The following is a 23,679-nucleotide window of genomic DNA, read 5'->3' as shown; positions in this document are numbered from 1 at the left end:
CGCAGCGCCCTGTCAGCTGGGGACCGACCGGTCCCGGGTAGGGGCCGACCGGCCCAAGCGGGAGGGAGGGACGCAGGCACAGCCTGACGGTGACCCCTCCCGCACACACAGAGAGAAGGCCGCGCCATGAAGGCACTCGTCTTCCACGGGCCCGGACAAACCTCCTGGCAGGACGTCCCGGACCCCTCGATCAAGGACGCCGCCGACGCGATCGTCCGGGTCGACGCCGTCACCATCTGCGGCACCGACCTGCACATCGTCAAGGGCGACGTCCCCGAAGTCACTCCGGGGCGGATCCTGGGCCACGAGGCCGTCGGGACCGTCGTCGAGACCGGCGGAGACGTCCGTAGCGTCCGCCCTGGCGACCGCGTCCTGATCTCCTGCATCTCCGCATGCGGTCGCTGCCGCTTCTGCCGAGAGGGCCACTACGGCCAGTGCCGCGGAGGCGGAGGCTGGGTACTGGGCCACACCATCGACGGCACCCAGGCCGAATACGTACGCGTCCCCTTCGCGGACCTCTCCGTCCACCCGCTCCCCAGCGCCCTGGCCAGCCACGACGCCGTGCTGCTCGCCGACATCTTCCCGACCTCCTACGAGGTCGGCGTGCTCAACGGCAACGTGCGCCCCGGCGACACTGTGGTCGTGGTCGGCGCCGGACCCATCGGCCTGGCCGCCATCGCCACCGCACAGCTCTACAGCCCCGGGCGGATCATCGCCGTCGACCTCGCCGCGTCCCGGCTCGCCGCCGCACGCGATCTCGGCGCCGATGCCACCGCGAGCGCGGACGAAGAGCCCGAGCGGCTGGTGGAGGACCTCACCGACGGGCTCGGCGCGGACGTGGTCATCGAGGCCGTCGGCGTGCCCGAGGCGTTCGAGATGTGCACCCGGATGGTCCGCCCGGGCGGACGGGTCGCCAACATCGGCGTCCACGGCAAGCCTGCCGTCCTCCACCTCGAAGACCTCTGGATCAAGGACGTCACCATCACCACCGGCCTCGTCGACACCCACTCCACCCCCATGCTGCTCCGCATGATGGCCGCCGGCCGCCTGCCCGGGGCCGCGATGGTCACCCACCGCTTCGAGCTCGACCAGATGGAAGAGGCGTACGACGTCTTCTCCAGCGCCGGCGAAACCGGCGCCCTGAAGGTCGTGCTCGGCGGACCGCAGCACGACACGGTCGCCGTACCGCCCCAGGAGCAGTGAGCGCCGTGAAGAACATGCCGAGCACCCGCCCCCAGCAGTCAGGCGAGATGACCGGACGCACCGACCTGGGCCGCCGCCTGGCGGCCCGCCGTGAGGCCCTGGGGCTGAGCCGCGAGGATCTGGGCCGGCGGTGCGGTGCCGATGGGACGTACATCGCCTACCTGGAGGAGCACGCCGCCAGTCCTGCCATCGGCACCCTGGTTCGGGTGGCCGACGCCCTGGGCCTCACGGTTGACGACTTGACCGGCGCCAGCGCCCGACGCGTCGCAGGGCGGGCCACAGCCCGGCGCGACAGTGTGCTCGTACCGCTGGACGAGCCCGAATGCCGGCGGCTGCTGAGCACGCACGGCGTTGGCCGCATCGCCATCTTCACGTCCGAAGGCCCCGCCATCCTCCCCGTCAACTACCTGATCGCAGGCTCCGACATCGCCTTCCGCACCTCCGCGGAAGCGGTCACTTCCAGAGCGGCCGGAACCGAGGTCGCCTTCGAGATCGACAACATCGACGACGTCACCGCCACTGGTTGGAGCGTGCTGGCCGTGGGTGAACTGGCAGCCGTCACAGACCCGGACGAGATCCACCACCTCAACACCACGGCCCGCTCCCAGCCCTGGGCCGGCGGCCCGCGCAGCCACTGGATGAAGCTCACCCCGGCTCGGATCACCGGCCGTCGCGTGGTGCACGACTCATGAACGAACTGCGCGCGGTCGTCTTCGACACCGACGGAGTGCTCCTGGCCACGGCGGACCGGCACGCGGCCGCCTGGAAGGAGACCTTCGACGGCTGTCTCCCGGAGTGGAAGCCATCGCACGCCGGTGCGCGGCCGCGCCCGTTCGACGCCGTCCGGGAGTACCGGGACCTGGTGGACGGCAGGTCCCGTCTCGACGGTGTACGCGCCTTCCTCACCGCCCGCCACATCGACCTTGCGCCCGGGACGCCCGAGGATCCGCCCGGGTGCGCGACCGTCCACGCGGTCGCCGCCCGCAAGGAGGAGGTCTTCTCATCGATGCTGCGGACTGACGGCGTCAGCACCTTCGACGACGTGCGGCCCGCGCTTCAGGAACTTCGGGAGAAGACGGTCCGTTGCGCGGCCGTCTCGGCTTCCCGGCACGCCCGATCCCTCCTGGAGTCCGCACAGCTCGTCGGCTACTTCGACGCCCTGGTGGACGGCCAGGACGCGGCCGCACTCGCACTTGCGGGGAAACCCGACCCCGCCCTCTTCCTCGAAGCCGTCGGCCGACTCGGCGTGACCCCCGCGCACACGGCCGTGGTGGAGGACGCGCTCGCCGGCGTCGAGGCGGGACACCTGGGCGGTTTCCGGTTGGTGGTGGGGCTCAACAGGGACGACGACCCGCGCATGACGGAGGCCCTCGGTGCGCATGGCGCCGATCTCGTCCTTCCCGACCTCGGCGGGCTGCCCGCCATACTCGAAGGCGGCCGTCTGTGACCACTGCCTGGCACTGGGAATACCACCGCTATGACCCCAAGACCGAGCGGCTGGTCGAAGCCCTGTGCACTCTGGGCAACGGCCGCTTCGCCACGCGCGGTTCAGCCCCCGAAAGCGTCGCCGACGACATCCACTACCCGGGCACCTACCTCGCCGGCTGCTACAACCGGCTCGACTCCACCATCGGCGGACGCACGGTCTCCAACGAGGACATGGTCCGACTGCCGGACTGGACCGCCCTGCGGTACCGCTGCCTGCCCGAGGGCGCACCGCCGGGGGACTGGCTCACGCCGGACCATCCGTCCCTGCGGCACAGCAACGTGACGCTGGACCTGCGCGCCGGAACGCTCACCCGCCGCATGCTCTTCCACGATGCCGAAGGCCGTCGCCTGGGTGTCACGCACACCCGCCTGGTCCACATGGGCGTCCCGAACCTGGCAGCGCAGAACACGGTGTTCAGAGCGTACGGCTGGAGTGGCCGGATAGGGATCGAGTCCGTGCTCGACGGCGACGTCACGAACGCGGGAGTCGACCGCTACCGCGCCCTGGCCGGGCGGCATCTCGTCGGGCACCGGGCCGGGGTGGAGGCGGAGGGCACCGCTTGGCTGTCCTGCACGACGGCCACCTCCCGGGTACAGATCGGGCTCGCGGTCCGTACATCGGCACGTCCTCTGGCACCGGTGGGCCGGGTCTGTACATCCACCACCGCCACACAGACGTTCGTCCTGCCGATCGATCGGGCGGCCCCGGTCGTCGTGGTGAAGACTGCTGCCCTGTGCACCTCGCTCGACCGTCCCGCGGCCGATACGCTGCGGCGGAGCATCGACTGCGCCACGCACGCCCCGGACTTTCCCTCCCTGCTGGCCTCCCACCGCGCTGCCTGGCAACGCCTCTGGAGCGACGGAGAGTTGAAGGTGCCCGGAGAGACCGGCAAGGTCCTCCGGCTGCACGCCTTCCACGTGCTGCAGACCCTCTCGCCGCACACCGCCGAGCTCGATGCCGGCGTCCCCGCTCGCGGCCTTCACGGCGAGGCGTACCGGGGCCACGTCTTCTGGGACGAGCTGTTCGTCCTGCCCTACCTCGCCCTCCACCTCCCCGAGACCGCTCGCGCCCTGTTGATGTACCGGCACCGACGGCTCCCCGCAGCTCGGGAGGCCGCTCGCCGGGCTGGGGTGAAGGGAGCCATGTTCCCCTGGCAGAGCGGCAGTTCCGGCACCGAGGAGACCCAGCGGCTGCACCTCAATCCGCGCTCCGGCCGCTGGCTGCCGGACCACTCCCACCTCCAGCACCACGTGGGGTCGGCTGTGGCGTGGAACGTGTGGCGGTACGGGCAGGCCACCGGCGATGCCGGATTCATGCACGGTCCCGGCGCCGAACTCCTCCTGCACGTGGCCCGCTTCTGGGCGGACGCAGCGACGTGGGACACGGGCCTCGGCCGCTACCGGATCCGCGGCGTCGTCGGACCGGACGAGTACCACGATGCCTACCCGGACGCCACTGGTCCCGGCATCGACGACAACGCTTACACCAACGTCACCGCCGCCTGGGTGCTGGCCCGGTCCCTCGACCTGTACGGGGAGCTTCCTGCCGCCCGACGTGCCGAGCTCCTCGCGCACATCGGCGTCGGCCCCGACGTACTCACCGTCTGGGAGGACGTTTCCCGCCGCCTGTACGTGCCGTTCCACCGAGAGGTGATCAGCCAGTTCCACGGCTACGGGGACCTCGCCGAACTCGACTGGGACGGATACCGCGCCCGCTACCACGACATCCGCCGCCTGGACCGCATTCTGGAAGCCGAAGGCGACACCCCCAACCGCTACCAGGCGTCCAAGCAGGCCGACACCCTCATGCTCGGCTACCTCTTCCGCCCCACAGAACTCGAACGATTGTTCCTTCGGCTTGGGTGTCGCCTCGACGACGACCTCTGGCACAGGACGGTGGACTACTACCTGCGGCGCACCAGCCACGGCTCCACGCTCAGCAGCCTCGTCCACGGCTGGGTACTTGCTCGCGAGCAGGGCCCGGATGCTTGGCGCTACTGCCAGGAAGCGCTGCTCGGTGACATCACCGACGTCCAGGGCGGCACCACCGGTGAGGGGATCCACCTCGGTGCCATGGGTGGCACCCTCGGCCTCGTCGAGCGCGGCATCGTCGGACTCGAACCCCACGGCGACGGCCTGCACATCGACCCCGTGCCCCTCTCCGAAGTGCCCGGTTCCTCGTTCTCGATCTCTTATCTGGGGCACCGGGACATCCGCATCCGGTTCCGGCCGGGCCGGCTCGGCATCAGCGTCCCTTCATCCCCCCTCGGTCCGGTGCCCCTGGTCCTGCCCGGTGACCGGCACGAACGTATTGCCGCAGGCCAGGAGCGATGGTTCCGCCTCCCAAAGGGCTGACACGGCAGCCACCTCCTCCTCGCGTGGCGGGGCGATCGTGATGCGCACACTGTGGATGTATCAGCCGTCGGAAGGATGAGCGGAATGAACAGGCAGCAAGAGGCTCCGCGGATTGTGGTGGGCGTCGACGGATCGCCCTCGTCCCAGGCCGCGCTGCGCTGGGCGGTCCGGTACGCAGGGCTGGTGAGCGGGCGAGTAGAGGCGGTCGCAGCGTGGGACCTGCCCGGTGCCGCGTCGTGGTCGGCCCCGGCGGTGGACACCACGTTCGACGAGGAGGAGGCCGAGCGCCGGCTGGTCGAGGAGGTCCGCACGGTACTCGGTGAGGACGGTGCCTCCTCCGTACACCAGCGCCTGGTGCGCGGCAATCCGGTCGACGTCCTGGTCGACGCGGCAGAGGGCGCGGACATGCTGGTCGTGGGCAGTCGCGGTCGCGGCGGCTTCGGTCGAGCCCTGCTCGGTTCGGTGAGCCATCAGACGGCGCTCCACGCGCCATGTCCGATCACCATCGTCCGGGCAGATGCGGATGTCGAACATTGATGGACGCTTTGAATCCGGCACAGCCTCACGGAATGGTGCAGAGCAAGGCAAACGACGTCGACGGCTACCTGACTGAGGCTCCCGAGGAACGCAGGGGCGCGCTGACGAACCTCTCCATCCACCTCATGCGCACCGCGTTCCGGCGGGCGGTGGACCGGGCGGTGGACGACGATTCCCGTCGATGGTCCTGAGCAGGGCGAACGTGGTCCAGCCGCGGGTCAGACAGCCCTTCAGCACCGGAAGCCGGGCCGATCGGCCCAGCACCGCAGCGGCCTACTCGGCCCCATGGGCATGGCCCCCTCGGCACTGCGGTCCCCATGGCCCACCGCGTGATCGTGGAACCCGGACGCCATTCCGGCGCCGCCTTCCGAAGAGGGTGACCACGATGCTGCGCATTCGGATCCAGACCCGGCCCAAGCAGCCCCACAAGCCCGCCCCGCTGGATCTGCGCACGCCGTCCGGCCGCCCCCTGCCGTACTGATCCCTGCCGATACGCAGCCCCGGAGAACGTCACAGGACACACATGCGACCCGTCGTACCGTTCACCGAGCTCGGCCGAGGCGGCATCGGCCGGGTCGGCGGCAAGAACGCCTCGTTGGGCGAGCTGACCAGACGGCTGACCACCGCCGGCCTGCGGGTGCCGCCCGGCTTCGCCCCGGCCGCCGACGCCTACGAAGAGCTGCTCGACGACACGGCCTGCGCACCCGCATGCAGGACCAGCTCGACCGGTTCCACGACGGTGTCGCGCTCGAAGACGTCGAGCGGGCATCCGCTCGATGATCATGGGCGAGTTTCTGCCCGAACCCCTGATGGCCGAGGCCATCACGGCCTGCGAGGACCTCAGCCGCGAGCTGGGGCGTTCCGGCCCGGAGCTCGCCGTCCGAAACAGCGCCACCGCCGAGGAGAACGCTACGGGGAGGACCGAACGGCCCCCATCGGGATCCGTCCGGCCCAAGCGGTCCGGCCGTCGGCCGCGTGACAGTGGCATCAGACCCGCACCACGGAATCAAGGAGCACCCGCCATGAGCACCAAGCGAGTCCTGGTCGCCTACGGCACCAAGCACGGCGCCACCGCAGGCATCGCCGAACAGATCGGCAAGACCCTCCGCGAGGACGGTCTCGACGCCGTCGTCCTGCCGGCCGGCGACGTCCACGACGTCCGCGCCTACGACGCCGTCGTCCTCGGCGGCTCCCTCTACGCCGGTCACTGGAGCAGCAAGGCCAAGCACTGCGCCGAACGCAACGCCGAATCCCTGCGGCACCGCCCGGTGTGGATGTTCAGCAGCGGCCCGCTCGACCGCTCCGCCGAAGAACGCGACATCCCCCCGGTGTCCGCCGTCGCCCGGGAGATGCAACTCATCGGAGCACGCGAGCACATGACCTTCGGCGGCAGCATCACGGCCCACACCCCGGGATTCCTCGCCAAGGCCATGACCCGGCAGGGCAAGGGCGGAGACTTCCGCAACCCCGAACGGATCCAGAACTGGGCCCACCACATCAGTGCCGAGCTCGTCGCCGCCTGAAGGGACGGCCCGCTCGGCACGCACAGCACGGAGGCGTGCCATGCACCACCGGACGAAAGGTACGGGCGCCAACCCGCTCAGGCGTCACGCCGACCGCACCCGGACCCGCATGCATGCCGCCTTCGCGCTGACCTGCCTCCTGGCCGTCATCGCCGGTTTCGCCCTCGGGCGCGCGGCCTGGACGGACGGCCACCGCACCGCCGAGAACCTCGCGCGCCACCGCCACACCGTGACGGCCACCACGGTCGGCCATACCACCTACCGGGCAGGAGCGCAGCCGAGCAGTCGGCCGGTCACCGTAGCGGCCGCCACGTGGCACTACCCCTCGCAGCGCGCGCACACCGAAACCATCCCCGTTCCGGCAGGAACCCGGCACGGGGACACGGTCCGCCTGTGGGTCGACGGAAACGGCCGTGCGACCGGCGCACCGCCCAGCCAGGCCCACGTCGCCTTGAACGCGGTGGGCATCGGTACCGGAGCGCTGGCCGGAATCGTGCTCGCCGGCGGCGCCCTCGTAGCCCTGCGCCTGCGCTTCGTGGACGCGGGCAGCGCACGGGCCTGGGACTCCGAGTGGGCAGGCGTCGAGCCCCTGTGGTCAGGCCGCCTGCGCCCCGGACAGGGAGCCGGCGATGACTGAGACCGCCGCCCCTGACCTCGCGCCGGATCCCCTGGAACCCCTTCCCCTGCTCCGCCGTGAGCTGCACACCGGTCGCCTCGGCCTTTCCAGCCGGGAGGCAGCACGCAGACTGGCCGTCTACGGCCCGAACGAGGTCCGCCGCACCACCCGCACGAGCATCCTGAAAGAACTGCTGCGGCAACTCGTCCACCCGCTGGCACTGCTGCTGTGGGCCGCGGCCGCCCTCGCCTTCACCGCCGCGATCGCGGTCCTCGGCTGGGCGATCGTCGCGGTCGTCCTCGTCAACGCCGGATTCGCCCTCGTCCAGGAACGGCAGGCCGAGAAGGCCGTCGAAACCCTGGCCCGCTACCTCCCGGCCCAGGCCCGGGTCATCCGCGACGGACAGGCACAGCACCTCCCGGCCCGGGACCTCGTCCCCGGCGACCTCATCGCTCTCGACGAGGGCGACCGGATACCCGCCGACGCCCGCCTGACCGAGGGAGGAATAGAGGCCGACCTCTCCATGCTCACGGGCGAATCCACCCCGGTCGAGCGCTTCGCCGGCCCGGGCCTGGAAGGCCTCTCCCTGCTCCAGGAGCCCAACCTCGTCTTCAGCGGCACCACCGCCACGGAAGGCCAGGCGCAGGCGATCGTCTTCGCCACCGGCGACCACACCGAACTCGGCCGGATCGCCGCCCTCAGCCAGCGCACCCGCCGCGAGCCGAGCCCACTGGAACAGCAGGTCAAGAAGGTCGCCTGGCTGATCGCAGCGGTCGCGGTCGCCATGGGGGCCGTCTTCCTGGTGACCGGCCTCGCGGTCGGCCTCCCGCTGACCGACTCGCTGATGTTCGCCATCGGCCTGCTCGTCGCCAACGTGCCCGAAGGGCTGCTGCCCACCATCACCCTCGCCCTCGCCGTGGGCGTACGCGTCCTCGCCCGTCAGGGCGCGGTGGTCAAGCGGCTGAGCGCCGTGGAGACCCTCGGCTCCACCAACGTCATCTGCACCGACAAGACCGGCACGCTCACCCGCAACCAGATGCGCCTCCACTCCACCTGGACCCCGCCACGCGAGACGGCAACCGGTGCGGAGACCGCCGAACTGGTCCGTGCCGCAGCCCAGTGCACCACCGTCACCCGCGAGAGCGACGGCGCGCTGCACGGTGACCCGACCGAGGTCGCACTGGTCGAGGGCGCCTCACAACATGCCGCACCCCTCGACCCGGCCGGCCGGGACACCCACCGACGGGCCTGCTTCCGTTTCGACCCGCGCCTGCGCCGCATGTCGGTGATCCATGACGGAGAACACGGCACCCTCCGCGTGATCGTCAAGGGCGCCCCCGAAGCCGTCGTGGCGCTGCTGGCCGAAGGCGAACCGGCCGACGAGGCCCAGCAGGCCGCCGACGCTCTGGCGGCGAACGGCATGCGCGTGCTGGCCGTCGCGGTACGCGAGCTGCCGCCGGGCAGCGGGGCAGCGCCCGTGCGGCGGCAGGACGCCGAGCAGGAGCTGCACCTGCTCGGCCTCGTCGGCCTGTACGACCCGCCGCGCCCCGAGGTCGCCGCCGCGGTCCGGCGCTGCCACGAGGCGGGTCTCACCGTCCACATCGTCACCGGCGACAACGGGGCGACCGCCGCGTCCGTGGCCCGCGCCGTCGGCATCGGTACACCGGACCTCCAGGTGGTCGCCCAGTCCGAGGCGATCGACGACCGCGAGCTCGACCACCTCCTCCGCCAGGACGGCACGGAGATCGTCTTCGCCCGCTCCTCGCCCGAGACCAAGCTGAAGGTGGCCGATGCCCTGCGGGCGCACGGCCGGATCGTGGCCATGACCGGTGACGGAGTGAACGACGCCCCGGCCCTGCACCGTGCCCACATCGGTGTGGCCATGGGGCTCTCCGGCACCGACGTCGCACGCGAGGCGTCGACCATGGTCCTGACCGACGACAACTTCGCGACCATCGTCACCGCGATCGAATCAGGGCGCCGCGTCTACGACAACGTCCGGAAGTTCATCGTCTACATCTTCGCCCACCTCACCCCCGAGGTCGTGCCCTTCCTCGTGTTCGCCCTCTCCGCAGGGGCCGTACCGCTGCCGCTGACCGTCCTGCAGATCCTCGCCGTCGACCTGGGGACCGAGACCCTGCCGGCCCTCGCCCTCGGCCGTGAGCGCGCCGAGCCGGGGATCATGTCCCGACCGCCCCGGACCAGTTCCCAGAGCGTGATCAACAAGGACATGCTCGTGCGCAGCTGGGGCTGGCTCGGCACCGTCTCGGCCGCCCTCGTGATGACCGGCTTCTTCTACGTGCTGTGGCGCGCGGGCTGGCACCCCGGCGACCCCACCGGACCGGGAAGCCCCCTGCACCACGCCCACCTCACCGCGACCACCGCCACCTTCGCAGGAATCGTGACCTGCCAGGTCGGCACGGCCATCGCCGCCCGAACCGACCACGCGGCCCTGCGCGACATCGGCTTCTTCACCAACCCGCTGCTGCTCGCCGGCATCGCCTTCGAACTCGTCTTCACCGCGGCGCTCGTGTACGCGCCGCCGCTCCAGCACCTCTTCGGCACCGCAGCCCTCCCGCTGGACGTCGTCCTCCTCATCGCGGTCTTCCCGCCGCTGGTCTGGGGAAGCGACGAGCTCCGACGATGGGCCCGACGCCGGCACCACCGCCACTCCTGATCCGACCGGAGGCACACCATGTCGCACACGAGCGAATGGAAGACCCACCTCTACCTCTTCGAGGAAGAGCACACGACCAAGGTCCGCGTCGAGCTCGACACCGGCACCACACGTCTCACGGGCCAAGGCACCGCACGCTGCAACCCGACGGACAAGGACGTGCCCGAGATCGGCAACGAACTCGCGGCCGCCCGAGCTCTGGAGAACCTGGCACTGCAGCTCAAGCGCACCGCCTACGGCGACATGGCAGCAGCCGGGACCGCACCGCAGCACGCCCCCCTCACGGCCTACGACATCGGATGAGCGGGCGGGTCTCCGGCAGCGGGCCCAGACTGGATCCATGAGCGACGGGCCGGCGATCGAGCTGACCGGACTGACCAAGAGGTACGGGCCGGTGACGGGAATCGACCGCCTGAACCTCACCGTGCGACCAGGCGAGGTGTTCGGTTTCCTCGGACCGAACGGTGCGGGGAAGACGACCACTCTGCGATGTCTCACCGGGCTGCTTCGCCCCACCGAAGGACGTGTTCGAGTGCTCGGGCTGGACCCGATCGCCGATCACCACAGGGTGGCCCCGCACCTGGGCTACACGGAGCACGGCCACTGGGCGACGCAGACCGCTGGGCCCCTCGCTGGCAGGGGGACCGAGTGGAGCTGCTCGTACCGCCGAGTGAACTGGTGGGCGCCCTTCGCACCCTGCTCGGCCTGCCGGTGGCCGACGTCACGGTGGAAGAAGCCGGACTGGACGAAGCCTTCATGGACCTGTACCGCAACGGCGCCGTGGGGGAGGAGCCGTGAGAAGCCAGTGGCCGCTGTTGTGGCTCGCCCTGTACCGGCGGCGCCGGATGCTGGCCGCCCTGATCATCGGGATGGTCGTCTTCGAAGCACTCATCGTGGTGGTCGCCAACGCGATTCCTCCGGGTCAGCTCTTCTCCGCGGGCGGGAAGGGACCGCCTTCGGCCTACCGGGCGTTCAGCGGGTCCAGCGGCGACGTGTCGATCGCCAGCTACGCCGGCCTGCTGGGCGACGGTCTCACCCATCCCTTCTGGATCGCCATGCAGCTCACCGCGATCGGTTCGCTCGCCGCGGCCGCCGTGGCGGCGGACGTGGAGTCCGGGACCGTGGAGCTCGTCATGGTGCGTCCCGTCAGCCGTACCCGGTTGTTGGTCGAGCGGACCGCCGCGCTGGTGCTCGCGGCGCTCGCCCTGAACCTGGCGGCGACCCTCACGGTGGCTGTCGGGGTCTCGCTGTCACCGGACATCCACCGTGCGGTGCCGCTCGGCGGTGTGTTCGCCGCCGGGGTCATGGGCCTCGGCTTCGCCCTGTGCCTGATCGGGCCGGCAATGGCCGTATCGGCAGCGGGCCGACGGCGGGCCCAGGTGGTCGGCGCGACCATCGCGATCGGAGCCGTGGGATTCGCCGTCAACTTCATCGCCCTGGCCTGGTCGCCGGCAGCCCCACTGAGGTTCCTCAGCCCGTTCCACTACTACGCCCCGGGCGACGCCCTGGCCGAAGGCTGCGTGCTGTGGCCGCAGCTAGGGATCCTCATCGGAACGGGAGTGCTGGGCATCCTGCTGGCCCGGCTGCTGCTCCAACACCGAGACCTCGCGCCGTGAGCACAGCTGCCTCCGCGATCAATAGGGCCAGGACCAGTCCGAGACCTCCGGCAGGTCGGTGCCGTGCTCGCGGATCCAGCTGTGGTGGCGGACGCGCTGGTCGGCCATCGCCTGGCGCAACCCCTCAGCGCGGCCGGCCAGGCCCGGGACGCGGTCGATGACGTCCATGACGAGCCGGTACCGGTCGAGGTCGTTGCGCACGACCATGTCGAAGGGAGTGGTCGTCGTGCCGGACTCCTTGTACCCGCGGACATGCAGGTTCGGGTGGCCGGTGCGCCGGTAGGCGAGGCGGTGGATCAGCCACGGATAGCCGTGGTAAGCGAAGATCACCGGCTTGTCGGTGGTAAAGAGGGCGTCGTACTCGGTGTCGGTCATGCCGTGCGGGTGTTCCTCGTGGGGCATCAGGCGGGCGATGTCCACGACGTTGACGACTCGGACGGCCAACGAGGGGAGGTGCTCGCGCAGGAGGGCGGTGGCGGCGAGGGCCTCCATGGTGGGTACGTCGCCGGCGCAGGCGAGGACGACGTCGGGTTCGCGGGAGCCGTGGCCGGTGCCCGCCCACTCCCAGCTGCCGGCGCCCCGCGCGACGTGGACGAGGGCTTCGTCGAGGGGCAGCCAGTCGAAGGAGGGCTGCTTCCCGGCGACGATCACATTGACCCGGTCGCGGCTGCGCAGGGCGTGATCGGCCACGGCGAGGAGGGTGTTGGCGTCCGGTGGCAGGTAGACCCGTACGACCTCGGGGCTCTTGTTGAGGACGTGGTCGACGAAGCCGGGGTCCTGGTGGGAGAAGCCGTTGTTGTCCTGGCGCCAGACATGCGAGGTGAGCAGGTAGTTCAGGGAGGCGATCGGTGCACGCCACGACAGGTCTCGCGAGGTCTTCAGCCACTTGATGTGCTGGCCGGCCATGGAGTCGACGATGTGGGCGAAGGCCTCGTAGGTGGAGAAGAGACCGTGGCGGCCGGTGAGGAGGTAGCCCTCCAGCCAGCCCTGGCAGACGTGTTCGGACAGGATCTCCATGACGCGGCCGTCCCGGGACAGGTTCCTGTCCGTGGCCTCCGTCAGCCCCTGCCAGGCTTTGCCGGTGGCGTCGTACAGGTCGTCCAGCCGGTTCGACGCGGTCTCGTCCGGACCGACGACCCTGAAGTCCCGCCGCTCGGCGGTGTTGCGCATGATCCCGGTGAGGAACTGCCCGAGGACCCGGGTCGGTTCGTGGAGGCTGGAGCCCGGCTTTTCGACGGGGACGGCGTACGCACCGAGGGCGGGCAGCGGGAGAGGCCGCAGCAGCCGGCCGCCGTTCGCGTACGGGACAGCGCCCAGGCGGCGCTCACCCCGCGGGACGCACGCGAGCACCCGTCCGGAGGGCCGCCCGTCGGCGTCGAAGAGCTCCTCCGGCCGGTAAGAACGCAGCCAGGTCTCCAGCTGCTTCAGGTGCGCAGGGTTCTCCCGCACACTGCCGAGCGGTACCTGGTGGGCACGCCAGGTGCCCTCGACCGGCTCGCCGTCGACGGTGGCGGGGCCGGTCCAGCCCTTGGGGGTGCGCAGCACGATCACCGGCCAGCGTGCGTACTCCCGGCCCGGATCGGTGCCCGCCGTCCGGGCCTGGCGCTGGATGGCGGCGATGCGGTCCAGTGCCTCGTCCATCGCGCGGGCCATGGCACGGTGCACCAAGGCGGGGTCGCTGCCGGTCACGTACAGCGGGTCGTGCCCGTAGCCGCGCAGCAGCGCGTCGAGATCGCCCTCGGGGATCCGGGACAGCACCGTCGGATTGGCGATCTTGTAGCCGTTGAGGTGAAGGACCGGCAGGACGGCGCCGTCGTGGACCGGGTCGAGGAACTTGTTGGAGTGCCAGGACGCGGCCAGCGGCCCCGTTTCGGCCTCACCGTCCCCGATGACGCAGGCGACCAGCAGGTCGGGGTGGTCGAAGGCGGCTCCGTAGGCGTGGGCGAGGGAGTACCCGAGCTCGCCGCCTTCATGGACCGAGCCGGGCGTTTCGGGGGCCACGTGGCTCGGCACGCCACCGGGGAAGGAGAACTGCCGGAACAGCGCGCCCATGCCGGCCGCGTCCCGCGTGACGTCCGGGTAGGTCTCGGTGTACGTGCCCTCCAGCCAGGAGTTGGCGAGGACGGCGGGACCGCCGTGGCCGGGACCCCAGACGCACAGGGCGTCCAGCGAGCGGTCCTTGATCACGCGGTTGAGGTGGGTGTGGACGAGGTTCAGGCCGGGGGAGGTGCCCCAGTGGCCGAGCAGCCGCGGCTTGATGTGCTCCGGCCGCAGCGGTTCGGTGAGCAGGGGGTTGTCCATGAGGTAGATCTGGCCGACTGCCAGATAGTTGGCGGCGCGCCAGTGCGCGTCGAGCTCCGCGATCTCCGCGATGGGGTACGAGGTCATGCCCGCTCCTGAGTGCGACGGTCCGGGACGTTCGTCGACTGAGCCGATCCCTCCACCCTGCCCTCCACGCGTGGGGGCCGCGAGGGGAGGACCGGCCCTGGGGGAGGGACTGTCGGCCCCTGTGTGCGACGGCGCCCGGACGGGAGAGTGAGGTCGGCGGTGGCGGTCTCCCCCGGCCGGCACCGCCCCCTGCCGACCGACCCCGATGCTCCGGCAGCATCAGTACGGAGGACAGACTCGTGAAGCACACCCTGGTTGTCGGAGTGGACGGATCCCCTGAGAGCCGGGCCGCGGCGGACTGGGCCGCGCAGGAGGCCGTACGGCGTGACCTGTCCCTGCACGTGGTCCATGCCTGGCTGTGGGCGCCGCTCTCCGCCCCCGTCGTCCAGGACCGCGATGCCGAAGCCCGCCGGGCCGACGACGTCCTGAAGGAGGTCGAGGGCGAGCTCACCCACCGGTACCCGGAACTGGACCTCACCGCGGAAGTTCTCTGCGACGCGCCCGTGTCGGCCTTGCTGCACGCCGCCAGGGAGGCGGAGACGCTGGTCATCGGGACGCGCGGGCACGGAGCGCTGGTCGCCTTCCTGCTGGGCTCCTACGGTCAGCAGGTGATCGCCGCCGCGGAGTGCCCGGTCGTGTCCGTACGCTCCGCGCACGGCAGGCCGGCCGCCGTGCCGGAGGAGGGTGAGGTCGTCGTCGGGCAGCAGGGCGGCGTGCAGGAGTCCGCCGAGGTGCTGCGCTTCGCCTTCGAGGCGGCCGCGGCACGCGGGGTACCGCTCCGCGCGGTCCGCGCGTGGGCCCTGCCGCCGGTCTACGGCTACAGCCCCGGGTCGATGTGGATCGCCGACCAGTTCGGTGGCCTGGAGCCGTACGAGAAGGCCGCGCTGGAGCAGGCCCTGGAGCCGTGGCGGGTGAAGTACCCGCAGGTCGAAGTCGTCGCGCACCTGGAGCAGGGCAGTGCCGGCCACGTGCTGCTGGCCGCCGCGACCGACGCGCAACTGCTCGTCGTCGGCCGCCGGGTCCGCGAGTCGGCGGTGGGGCCGCACATCGGGTCCGTGGCCCATGCCGTCCTGCACCACTCGGCCTGTCCCGTGGCCGTGGTCCCGCACCCCTGACCCTGCCCGTGGCAGGCAGGAGGGCCGGGCACGCGACTGTACGGCGCGCCCGGCTCTCGGCCGTCATGACTCTTCGGCTATTCGGCGGTCGGCACGGTGCGCCGGCTCGGCGGGACCAGCGTGTGGCTGGCGATCACGGCGGCTTGGACGCGGCCGTCTGCACCCAGCTTGGTGAACAGGCGCGAGATGATCTTCTCGACGGTCTTCTCGGCGAGGAACAGCCGTTCGGCAGAGGCCGGCGTGTCTACTCCCGGATTTCCAGTACCTCGGTCAACGGGCGGCGGGGTGTGTCGGGGCCTGGGGGGCCGTAGCCGAGGCGGAAGACCATCTGCACGTGTCCCATGGCCGCGACCGGGTCGCGGGCCGTCCAGCGCAACTCGGGCCATTCCAGTGGATGGGATGTCATCGACGTGGCAAGGCCGTCGGCGGTGGCCTGCAGAAGGACGCGCTCCATCGCCTGGCCGGCGCGCAGCCAGTCGGCTCTTGTGTCCCCCTCGGTGCTGAGAAGAGCCAGCTGTGGCCGCTTCTCGAACACGGCCCAGCCGCGGTCCGGTATGGGGTTGGCCCAGCCGAAGTCGCGTACGGGGGTGGGGCCGCCGGAGGCTTTGGGTCCGAATGCGGCGGCGGGAATGCCATCGCGACGTGTGTCTGAAGCGCTCGGCGCCTGGGAGGTCCAGGCCGCGGTCTCCGATCGGGCGAGCGGATCGATCTCCTCTCGGTGCTCTGCGTCCCGGACCAGCCCGAGCACGGCGTCGATGTGCCAGGTGTCAGGGACGGTGAGGCGGCAGCCCTCCAAATGGGCTGCGGCCCAGAGGCCGTCCAGCAGCGCGGTCGGCACCGGCTCCTCGATGAAGGGGTACCGGCTGGTGTGCCGGCGCCGGACGGCGTCGTGCAGGGAGGCCAGCTCGCGGTCCGTGCCCGCGGTTTCGTCGATGGTCACTGTGGCGAGCAGCCATGGTTCGGCAGCGTCGGGCAAGAGCTGCACGCGGACGGGGAGGCCGATCCGGGCTGCGGACACGCGGAGGTTGAACAGTGCCGCGGCGCAGCCGAGGTGCAGGCTGCGGTGATCCGGGTCGGTGCGGGGCATGGCGCGGTCCGGATCGCCGTACAGGGCCAGGGCGCCACGTCCGACATGGAACATGAACTTCCACGGTTGGGCGTTGTGCATGGACGGGGCGGTGACGGCATCGCCGACGAGCCGGATGACGGTGTCGGGGTCGAAGTGTGTTGCGGTCACGGGACTGTTCCTGTCTGTGCGGCCTCAGTAGTGCGCCACGACGGCGACCGGTGAGGTGGCGTGGTGCATCACCGCATGGGTGATGGGGCCGATGCGGGAGCCGAATGCCGGACGGCGGAGGTGCCGGCCGACCACGACGAGTGCCGCGCCCGACGCCGCGTCCAGGATCTGGATGGCGGGTTGTCCGATGACGACGCGTGCGTCGATGGCCAGTTGCGGATACTTCTGCTCCCAGGGACTCAGCAGCTCGCGCAGCGTGGTGTCGAGTCCGTCGGCCATCTCCTTCTCGACGCCGGGATGGAGGGCAGGAGCGTAGGCGAAGACCGGCGGGAGCGACCAGGCGTGTACGACCACGAGGGGGCAGGACCGCCGGTCCGCTTCCTCGCATGCGAAGGCGAGGAGCCGGTCGCTGTTGCTGCGCAGGTCCACCCCGAGCACTACCGCCCCGGCATCGTTCGCCGGCCGGTGCGGAGGGGTTTGGCCGTCGGCGGAGCGCACGAGGACGACGGGTGTTTCGGTCTCGGGGATCGTTGCCGAGCCGGTCGATCCAACGATGAACCCTGCGACAGCGCCGAGACCACGAGAACCGAGAACGAGCAGGTCCGCATCCGCCGAGGACGAAGCGAGGACCTTGGAGGCTGCGACTCCTCTGGTGCCGCGGGTGGTGATGTCCAGCGTGCCGTGCTCACGCAGTAGCCGGTCCCGTGTGAGGGAGAGGAGGTCCTCCGCCCACTGGCGACGCGGTTCGGGAAGTGGCGCGGCGAAGGGCCCGTACTGTGCCCAGTCCTCCGCGTGAACGAGTTCCAGCGTCGCGCCGCGCAGTTCGGCCTCGTTGGCGGCCCAGTCGGCTGCTGCGCTGCCGGCGCCCGATCCGTCCAGGCCCACCGTGATCCGGTTCGACATGATGTTCCTCCTGGGTCGGAAAGCCGCTGCTATCAGGCTCTTCCGCTTGTGGGGTTTCTGAGAAGGACCGAGTGGCCCAACTGGGGACCGACCGGCCCTGCTTGCCGCTCAGCCCGGTTCGGCCGATGCACAGGTGAGCCTGGTGTCGACGTCGATGACCCCGTCGACGCTCTGGCAAAGACGCACCAGCACGGGCAACAGGTCGGCCTGCGGCACGGTGCCGCTGAGTGTCACCAGGCCGTCGTCGACTTCGACGGTGACGGCCGAAGGAGCGAGGCGGAGCATTCGGGTGAGGACGTCCTCCAGGATCTCTTCCTGTATCGCGTGGTCGTGTCGGAGGAAGATCTGGATCAGATCGCTGCGGCTGAGGATGCCGACCACGTGGCCTTCCTCGTCGACGACCGGCAGCCGCTTGACCCGGTGCCGCTGCATGATGCGGGCCGCGCGGACCACGCTCCACTCCGGTCGGGCCGTCACGGCCGGGCTCGTCATCAACTCCTCGGCTGTTGCAGCACCACCTGCGGGCCGCCGACGCAGAAGGTCGGCTTCGGAGACGACGCCGACGGGGCGCCCGGTATCGTCGATCACGGGCATGGCGGTGATGTCGAACTCCTTCAGGAGCCGGGCGATCTCCTTGAACGTGGTCGTGCGCCGGACGGTGACGGCGGTGCGCGTCATCAGGTCCGCGACACTGCGGTGCCTCATGGCGGTCGTGCCCTCATGCGCAGACGGGTGCGGTGAAATCCGCCTTGACGTCGACGACGCCCGGTACGGTGCCGGCGGCGCGTACGACGACGTCTTCCATCGCGGGGTCCGGCAGCGACCCGGTGAGGTACACGACGCCGTTGGCGACGTGGACGTGCACCTCCACGGGACCGTGCGCGTGGACGTGGGCTTCGGCGGGAACCTGCGGGAGCAGCTGGTACATGATCAGTTCGCGGATTTCGGCGCCGATGTCCTCGTCCGGGCGCAGGAACACCTTCAGCAGGTCGCCGCGGCTGACGACGCCGACGAGGCGGTCGTCGCCGTCGACCACGGGAAGGCGCTTGAGGTGCCTGCGGGCCATCAGACGCGCTGCGGTGGGGATGGTGGCGTCCTTCGTAACGGTCACGGCCGGGCGGGTCATCAGTTGCTCGGCGGTGGTGTCGTGGGCCGTGCCGGTGCCTTGGGGCCTCAGCAGCAGGTCGGCTTCGGAGACGACGCCGACCACCTGTCCGTCCTGGGTGAGGACGGGGAGCGCGCTGACGTTCCACATCCGCAGCTCTTCCACGATGTCCTTGAACGCGGTTCCTCGGTCGACGGAGATCACGGCGTGTGTCATGACGTCCTCGACGTTGCGCAGGTGCTTCATGGTCTTCCTCCTCGATGGAACGTCCGGTACTCGCGGTGGTGCGAAGGGCGGCCCCGCTGCGGGTAGGCCGTCCGGGCTCCCGCGCACGGGCGTTCAACGGATTCGGCTCCTTCAGTCGTGGGCGATGACGGCCACGGGGGCTGCTGCGTGGTGCAGGACCGCGTGCGTGACAGAGCCGAGGTGGGCGCCGAGGGGAGAGCGGCGCACATGGCGTCCCACGACGACGAGTCCAGCGCCCTGCGAGGCGCGGACGAGATGTTCCCCCGCCGACCCCGTGAACACGTTGTGGCTGACGTTCACGTCGGGGAACTTGTGCTTCCAGGGCAGCAGCATGTCGTCCACCATGTGTGTGACGCTCCTGCCGATGTCCCGTTCGTCGTCCGGGTCGAAGAAGGGGACGTAGTTGTAGGCGGCCGGCACCTTCCAGCCGTGCACGGCCCGCAAGGGGCAATCGCGCCGGGTCGCCTCTTCGAAGGCGAAGGCGAGTACCCGGTCGCACGCCTCGTGGATGTCGACGCCCACGACGATCTCGGCGCCGGAGCCGGTGCCCGGCCCGCCCGGGTCGTCGGCGACGCGAACGAGGACGACCGGGGTGTCGGTCGCGACCACGGTGGACATCGCCACTGAGCCCACGACGAACCCGACCAGGCCGCCCAGACCGCGCGAGCCCAGAACGAGCAGCCCGGCGTCCGCTGCCTCGGCCGCGAGGGCGGCGGCGGGCCGGGCCGTCAGGCAGCGGGTCGTGATCTCCAGGTTCGGATGGCGCCCGTGCAGTTCCTGTGCGGCTTCGGTCAGGGCCTGGTCCGCCCAGCGGTCCACGTCCTGGCGGCCCAGGCCGGGGAACACCGGGTCCAGTGGCCAGTCGACGGCGTGCACGAGCCGCAGTGGCACCTGCCGAAGGACGGCCTCCTGCGCGGCCCAGCGGGCCGCTGCCCGGCTCTCCGGGGAGCCGTCGACTCCGACGGTCACGTGGTGTTTCATGGCTGCCGTTCCCTTCGTACGGTCCGGTGCGTCACCATGGCATCGCGTGCCGGGCATGGTCCGGTTGCGTGGTTTCCGTGTCGTCGGTGCGGGCGGTGACACGCGATGCCACAGCGACGACCCCGTCGAGTCGCTCGACGAGGCTGAGGAGCGCGGGGAGCTGACTTCGGTGGTCGACCAGGCCGTCCAGCGTGACGATGCCGTCCACCACATGGACGTCGACGCCCCCGGGAGGCACTCCGAGCACCTCCGTGAGGACCTCGTCGGTGACACGCCGCCGAATCTCCGAATCCGGGCGCAGGAACATGCGGAGCAGGTCCCGGCGGGTGACGATGCCGACGAGCCGGTCCTCCACGTCCACGACGGGGAGGCGTTCGATACCTCGGCGGGTCATCAGCCGGGCGGCGTCAGCCACTGTCTCCTCGGCGTGGACGGAGACCGCGGGCGCGGACATGACGTCACCCGCGGTAGGCGGATTAGTCGCGGTGGTGCCCTGCTCGGGGGGATGGGGCTCGGGCACCGTGCGGGCCAGCAGGTCCGTCTGCGATACGACGCCCACCACGCGGTCCTCGTCGTCCAGGACGGGGACACCCGAGATGTCGTACTGGGCGAGGAGCTTGGCGACGTCCTTGAAGGCGGTACCCGGTGCCACGGAGACGACCTCGTCGGTCATCAGGTCCGCCACCTTGAGATGCTTCATGAGGCCCTCCTGCTCCGCCGTGTCACGCGAGGCTGGTGTCCGGTGTGGGTGTGTTTCCCCCACCATCCGGCCGGTCTCTGCCCGCGATCAAGGGCCGACCGGTCCCGTCAAGGGGCCCGTACGGGTCAATGAGGTTGCCTGCAGCTGCGGAGAGGCGGTGCCACCTACCGCAGTGAGAGCCCGGCAGCCGACGGCGCCGACCGGCGCACACGGCTGACCGGCTGCCCCGGCCGGCTCACGGCTGGCGCAGCGCGTGCAGCAGCTCCGGGCCCGACCAGGAACGCCGGCCGCCCGGCCGTTCAGCCTCGTGAACCAGCGAGACGAGCCGTGCGTTCACCGGTGGGGTCAGGCCGCGTCGTTCCGCCATGGCGACGACCTCGCCCCGGAGACTGCTGATCTCCGTCGCCCGACCGTGCTCCAGGTCGTCCCGCATCGAGGACCGCGCGTGCGCGTCCACCCGGAGGCCGGCCGCTGCGATGCGGCGGAACAAGGCGTCGGGCAGGCGCAGGATCCGTGGCGTGAGCCGGGCCGGGACAGGGCCAAGCCGTGCCGGGCGGACTCCTTCCGCGGCGAACGCCGCCAGCGCCTCCTCCTGGCACAGCGCGAGGCACGTACGGTACGGGCGTGCGCCCAGCTGCTCCCGCAGCGGCAGGCCGGACAGGGCGTTCACCGCGTTGTTGAGGTTCATCAGCAGCTTGGCGTGCTGCACCTGCCGCATGTGGTCGCGCGGCTCTACCGGCAGCCCGGCGGCCGTCAGCGCCGCCACCAACGGGGCTGAAGCGGGGGCGCCGTCGAGCATCAGAGCCCCACCCGTGCCCTGGTGGAAGGTGCCGGGTGCGGTCCGCGCGACGTTGTACGGCACCATCCCCGCGAGCACGGTGGCGCCCGGGAGTCCGTCCCGCAGCAGGCGGGCATTGTGCAGCCCGTTCCGGAAGCTGACGACGACGGCGTCCGGGCGGAGGCGTCCGGGGTGAGGCATGCCGGCATCGCTCCTGGTCCACAGTGGTTACCCGAAAGCAGGCGGAAGCCGTCCGGGGATCAAGGGGCGCGGCACGCCCGTGACTGAGCACTGCGCAGGCCCGTGACGGCCCCAGGACAGGATCGGAGCGATGGGGACCTTTGGTCCCGTCTGCGGTCCCGGGCGGCCCTCTTCCCGGAGCGCCGGCGGTGCCAGCGTGAGTGGTGTCCCTCATCGGCTTCTCGGTTGGGAGGAATCGTGGAAGGCACATTCCGCACCCCGGACACCAGCTCGGTCACCGTCGGCGTGGACGGCTCGCAGTCAGCGCGCGTCGCTGCCCTGTGGGCGGCCAAGGAGGCCGTACGCCGGGACCGTCCCCTGCACATCGTCTACGGCGCCGACACCGACGGCAGGGCCCTGTACCTGTCGGCGGAGATCATCGAACGGGTCCGCGTCAACGGGCGGGAGCTCCTGGACGACACGGCGAAGGCCGTGTCGGCCGAGTACCCCGGGCTGAACGTGACCACCGAATTCAGCCGCGCGGGCGCCGTCGACAGCCTGCACCGGGCCGGCGGACTCCACGGCACGGTCGTGGTGGGCAACCGCGGCCTGGGAGGGTTCAACTCCCTCATGCTCGGCTCGGTCGGCCTGGATGTCGCGGCCGCCGCCATGACCCCTGTCATCGTCGTCCGGGGCATTGACGGCGCCGAGGAGACCGGCACCGTCCTCGCGGCGATCCGCGACGAACACGACCACCTGATAGCCCGGTACGCGGCCAAGGAAGCCGAACTGCACAAGGCCTCCCTGCGGCTGCTGCACGTCTGGAACGTGCTTCAGTCCGTCGGCGAAGTGGTCAGCATGCTCGACGGCGTGGACGAGATCGCGCGTGGGCACGAAGAGATCCTTCGGGCGGTCACGGACGTGGTCCGCGGCGAGTTCCCCGACCTGGAGGTGCAGGCAGACGCGGAGAAGAGCATCTCCGTGGCCGGTGACCTGGTCGAGGCGTCCCGCCACGCCGACCTGCTCGTCATGGGCGGCCGCCGCGTCCCCAGCGCCCTTGGAATGACCCGCAACCTGGGCAGGGCCACGCACAGCCTGCTGCACCACGCCCACTGCCCGGTCCTCCTCATCCCCCGGACCGGCAGCGACTTCGGGAGCCGGTCATGACCAGCCGCCAGACAGGCAGCCATGACATCGTCGTGGGGATCGACCCGGACCGGGACTGGCACCTCGCCCTGGCCTGGGCCGCCGACGAGGCACAACGGCGCCGGCTCCCGCTGCGCCTGGTGCTCGCGGTACCACCCCAGCACGACACCCATCACGTCGATGACACACCCGGCCAGACCGCCCTGCGGCAGGCCGGATCGGACAGGCTCGAACAAGCCTGCAACTGGGTGCGTGACCGTCACCCCGAGGTGAGCGTCACCGGTGATCTGCTGGGCGGCTTCCCCGCCCACGTCCTGGGCGGGGCGGCGCGCGAGGCCCGCATGATCGTCCTCGGCTCCCGGCACCTGAGCCGCACCGCCGAGTTCTTCAGCGCCGGCTCGCTCGTGGTCCCCGTCACCGCCCAGGCCCGTTGCCCCGTCGTCGTCGTGGGCGACGCCGAGCACATCAGCCAGCAGCCGCCCTGCGTCGTCGCGGGCATCGACGGCAGCTCGTCCGCCACCGCCGCGCTGACCTTCGCCTTCGACGAGGCCGACCTCCGGGGCGCGGCGCTGCGGGTCGTCTGCGTGTGGCAGCCGCCGCTGATCATGCTGGACGGCGAGGAGGTGGCGCTGCGGGCGCAGCACACCCTGCTCTCCGAAGCCACCACCGGCCTGTCCGAGAAGTACCCGGACGTACGCGTCACCCACGAGGTCCTCACCGGCCACCCGGTCGAGGAACTGGCCCGGGCCGCCGAGCACGCCCTGTCCGTCGTCGTGGGCCGCCGCGGCACCGGCGGATACACCGGCATGCGGATCGGATCCGTCGTCCACGGCCTCCTGCACCGCGCGCACTGCCCCGTGATCACCGTCCCCACCGGATGAGCCC

The 23,679-nt window shown here is 71.0% G+C and carries 25 protein-coding genes and 1 pseudogene; 17 read left to right on the top strand and 9 right to left on the bottom strand.

The genetic code is table 11. From position 1 onward, the window contains the following. Positions 1-126: 126 nt before the first annotated feature. The 14 genes and pseudogenes from DEJ51_RS02365 (at position 127) to DEJ51_RS02305 (ending at position 12,015) form a co-directional block, all read left to right on the top strand. Positions 127-1,203 (top strand): zinc-dependent alcohol dehydrogenase family protein, encoded by a 1,077-nt coding sequence (locus DEJ51_RS02365; RefSeq protein WP_150255822.1) that lies wholly within the window; start codon positions 127-129, stop codon positions 1,201-1,203. Further along, positions 1,200-1,895 (top strand): helix-turn-helix domain-containing protein, encoded by a 696-nt coding sequence (locus DEJ51_RS02360; RefSeq protein ID WP_150255820.1) that lies wholly within the window; start codon positions 1,200-1,202, stop codon positions 1,893-1,895. Before DEJ51_RS02365 ends, DEJ51_RS02360 begins: the two co-directional genes overlap by 4 nt. Beyond that, a complete protein-coding gene (locus DEJ51_RS02355) occupies positions 1,892-2,650 on the top strand; it encodes an HAD family hydrolase (protein ID WP_150255818.1) in 759 nt (252 codons plus the stop codon). The genes DEJ51_RS02360 and DEJ51_RS02355 overlap by 4 nt, the downstream gene beginning before the upstream one ends. Next, a complete protein-coding gene (locus tag DEJ51_RS02350; protein ID WP_150255816.1) occupies positions 2,647-5,046 on the top strand; it encodes a glycoside hydrolase family 65 protein in 2,400 nt (799 codons plus the stop codon). Before DEJ51_RS02355 ends, DEJ51_RS02350 begins: the two co-directional genes overlap by 4 nt. An 84-nt stretch (positions 5,047-5,130) precedes the next feature. Further along, entirely contained in the window at positions 5,131-5,583 is a 453-nt protein-coding gene (locus DEJ51_RS02345; RefSeq protein WP_190620145.1) for a universal stress protein, read from the top strand. 32 nt (positions 5,584-5,615) lie between these two features. Continuing rightward, entirely contained in the window at positions 5,616-5,774 is a 159-nt protein-coding gene (locus tag DEJ51_RS34355) for a hypothetical protein (RefSeq protein ID WP_190620144.1), read from the top strand. A gap of 332 nt (positions 5,775-6,106) precedes the next feature. Then, positions 6,107-6,562: a PEP/pyruvate-binding domain-containing protein gene (locus DEJ51_RS35690; protein ID WP_150255815.1), complete on the top strand. Its 456-nt coding sequence runs from the start codon at positions 6,107-6,109 to the stop codon at positions 6,560-6,562. A 43-nt stretch (positions 6,563-6,605) separates the two neighbouring features. Beyond that, on the top strand, positions 6,606-7,106 hold the full coding sequence (locus tag DEJ51_RS02330) for a flavodoxin domain-containing protein (protein WP_150255813.1): 501 nt from the start codon (positions 6,606-6,608) through the stop codon (positions 7,104-7,106). Positions 7,107-7,146: 40 nt separating this feature from the next. Beyond that, complete coding sequence (locus tag DEJ51_RS02325; protein ID WP_150255811.1) at positions 7,147-7,743, top strand: hypothetical protein; 597 nt, start codon at positions 7,147-7,149, stop codon at positions 7,741-7,743. Next, positions 7,736-10,399 (top strand): cation-translocating P-type ATPase, encoded by a 2,664-nt coding sequence (locus DEJ51_RS02320; protein ID WP_150255809.1) that lies wholly within the window; start codon positions 7,736-7,738, stop codon positions 10,397-10,399. Before DEJ51_RS02325 ends, DEJ51_RS02320 begins: the two co-directional genes overlap by 8 nt. 18 nt (positions 10,400-10,417) lie before the next feature. After that, positions 10,418-10,702 (top strand): dsRBD fold-containing protein, encoded by a 285-nt coding sequence (locus DEJ51_RS02315; RefSeq protein ID WP_150255806.1) that lies wholly within the window; start codon positions 10,418-10,420, stop codon positions 10,700-10,702. Between the two features lie 112 nt (positions 10,703-10,814). Further along, positions 10,815-10,979, top strand: a pseudogene (locus DEJ51_RS35785) (ATP-binding cassette domain-containing protein); the annotation flags it as partial. 68 nt (positions 10,980-11,047) lie between these two features. Continuing rightward, positions 11,048-11,197 carry a hypothetical protein gene (locus DEJ51_RS34350; RefSeq protein WP_190620142.1) on the top strand — a complete coding sequence of 50 codons (150 nt, stop codon included), beginning with the start codon at positions 11,048-11,050 and terminating at the stop codon, positions 11,195-11,197. Next, positions 11,194-12,015 carry an ABC transporter permease subunit gene (locus DEJ51_RS02305; protein WP_150255804.1) on the top strand — a complete coding sequence of 274 codons (822 nt, stop codon included), beginning with the start codon at positions 11,194-11,196 and terminating at the stop codon, positions 12,013-12,015. The genes DEJ51_RS34350 and DEJ51_RS02305 overlap by 4 nt, the downstream gene beginning before the upstream one ends. Before the next feature lie 18 nt (positions 12,016-12,033). Here the strand turns inward: DEJ51_RS02305 and DEJ51_RS02300 are convergent, their stop codons facing one another. Continuing rightward, positions 12,034-14,403, bottom strand: a complete 2,370-nt coding sequence (locus DEJ51_RS02300; protein ID WP_150255802.1) for a phosphoketolase — start codon at positions 14,401-14,403, stop codon at positions 12,034-12,036. 239 nt (positions 14,404-14,642) lie between these two features. On the opposite strand from DEJ51_RS02300, the gene DEJ51_RS02295 reads away from it, so the two are divergent. Further along, on the top strand, positions 14,643-15,518 hold the full coding sequence (locus tag DEJ51_RS02295; protein ID WP_150255800.1) for a universal stress protein: 876 nt from the start codon (positions 14,643-14,645) through the stop codon (positions 15,516-15,518). Positions 15,519-15,595: 77 nt separating this feature from the next. On the opposite strand, the gene DEJ51_RS34845 is transcribed toward DEJ51_RS02295, so the two are convergent. The 8 genes from DEJ51_RS34845 to DEJ51_RS02255 all read right to left on the bottom strand — a co-directional run bounded on the left by DEJ51_RS34845 (position 15,596) and on the right by DEJ51_RS02255 (position 21,669). Continuing rightward, on the bottom strand, positions 15,596-15,739 hold the full coding sequence (locus tag DEJ51_RS34845) for a LuxR C-terminal-related transcriptional regulator (protein WP_317852443.1): 144 nt from the start codon (positions 15,737-15,739) through the stop codon (positions 15,596-15,598). A 23-nt stretch (positions 15,740-15,762) separates the two neighbouring features. Further along, a complete protein-coding gene (locus tag DEJ51_RS02285) occupies positions 15,763-16,755 on the bottom strand; it encodes an Acg family FMN-binding oxidoreductase (protein WP_223835627.1) in 993 nt (330 codons plus the stop codon). Between the two features lie 24 nt (positions 16,756-16,779). Then, the gene (locus DEJ51_RS02280) at positions 16,780-17,658 is read right to left on the bottom strand and encodes a universal stress protein (RefSeq protein ID WP_190620140.1); all 879 of its coding nucleotides are present in this window, start codon (positions 17,656-17,658) and stop codon (positions 16,780-16,782) included. Positions 17,659-17,766: 108 nt separating this feature from the next. Continuing rightward, entirely contained in the window at positions 17,767-18,363 is a 597-nt protein-coding gene (locus DEJ51_RS02275) for a CBS domain-containing protein (protein WP_150255798.1), read from the bottom strand. Positions 18,364-18,376: 13 nt separating this feature from the next. After that, complete coding sequence (locus DEJ51_RS02270) at positions 18,377-19,009, bottom strand: CBS domain-containing protein (RefSeq protein WP_150255796.1); 633 nt, start codon at positions 19,007-19,009, stop codon at positions 18,377-18,379. Between the two features lie 111 nt (positions 19,010-19,120). Further along, positions 19,121-19,990, bottom strand: a complete 870-nt coding sequence (locus tag DEJ51_RS02265; RefSeq protein WP_150255794.1) for a universal stress protein — start codon at positions 19,988-19,990, stop codon at positions 19,121-19,123. A gap of 31 nt (positions 19,991-20,021) precedes the next feature. After that, complete coding sequence (locus tag DEJ51_RS02260) at positions 20,022-20,690, bottom strand: CBS domain-containing protein (protein ID WP_190620138.1); 669 nt, start codon at positions 20,688-20,690, stop codon at positions 20,022-20,024. 235 nt (positions 20,691-20,925) lie between these two features. Continuing rightward, a complete protein-coding gene (locus tag DEJ51_RS02255) occupies positions 20,926-21,669 on the bottom strand; it encodes a ketopantoate reductase C-terminal domain-containing protein (protein WP_150255793.1) in 744 nt (247 codons plus the stop codon). A gap of 237 nt (positions 21,670-21,906) precedes the next feature. Here DEJ51_RS02255 and DEJ51_RS02250 point away from each other — a divergent pair, with 237 nt between their 5' ends. Together DEJ51_RS02250 and DEJ51_RS02245 are read left to right on the top strand one after the other, a co-directional pair. Next, positions 21,907-22,815, top strand: coding sequence for a universal stress protein (locus DEJ51_RS02250; protein WP_150255791.1), 909 nt, complete (start codon positions 21,907-21,909; stop codon positions 22,813-22,815). Further along, entirely contained in the window at positions 22,812-23,675 is an 864-nt protein-coding gene (locus tag DEJ51_RS02245) for a universal stress protein (protein ID WP_150255789.1), read from the top strand. Before DEJ51_RS02250 ends, DEJ51_RS02245 begins: the two co-directional genes overlap by 4 nt. The last annotated feature ends 4 nt before the right edge of the window (positions 23,676-23,679 follow it).

The organism is Streptomyces venezuelae (genome assembly GCF_008642275.1).
Lineage (GTDB): Bacteria > Actinomycetota > Actinomycetes > Streptomycetales > Streptomycetaceae > Streptomyces > Streptomyces venezuelae_E.
The sequence above is the reverse complement of the archived record's forward strand: the minus strand, read 5'-3'. Positions and strand labels throughout refer to the sequence as shown.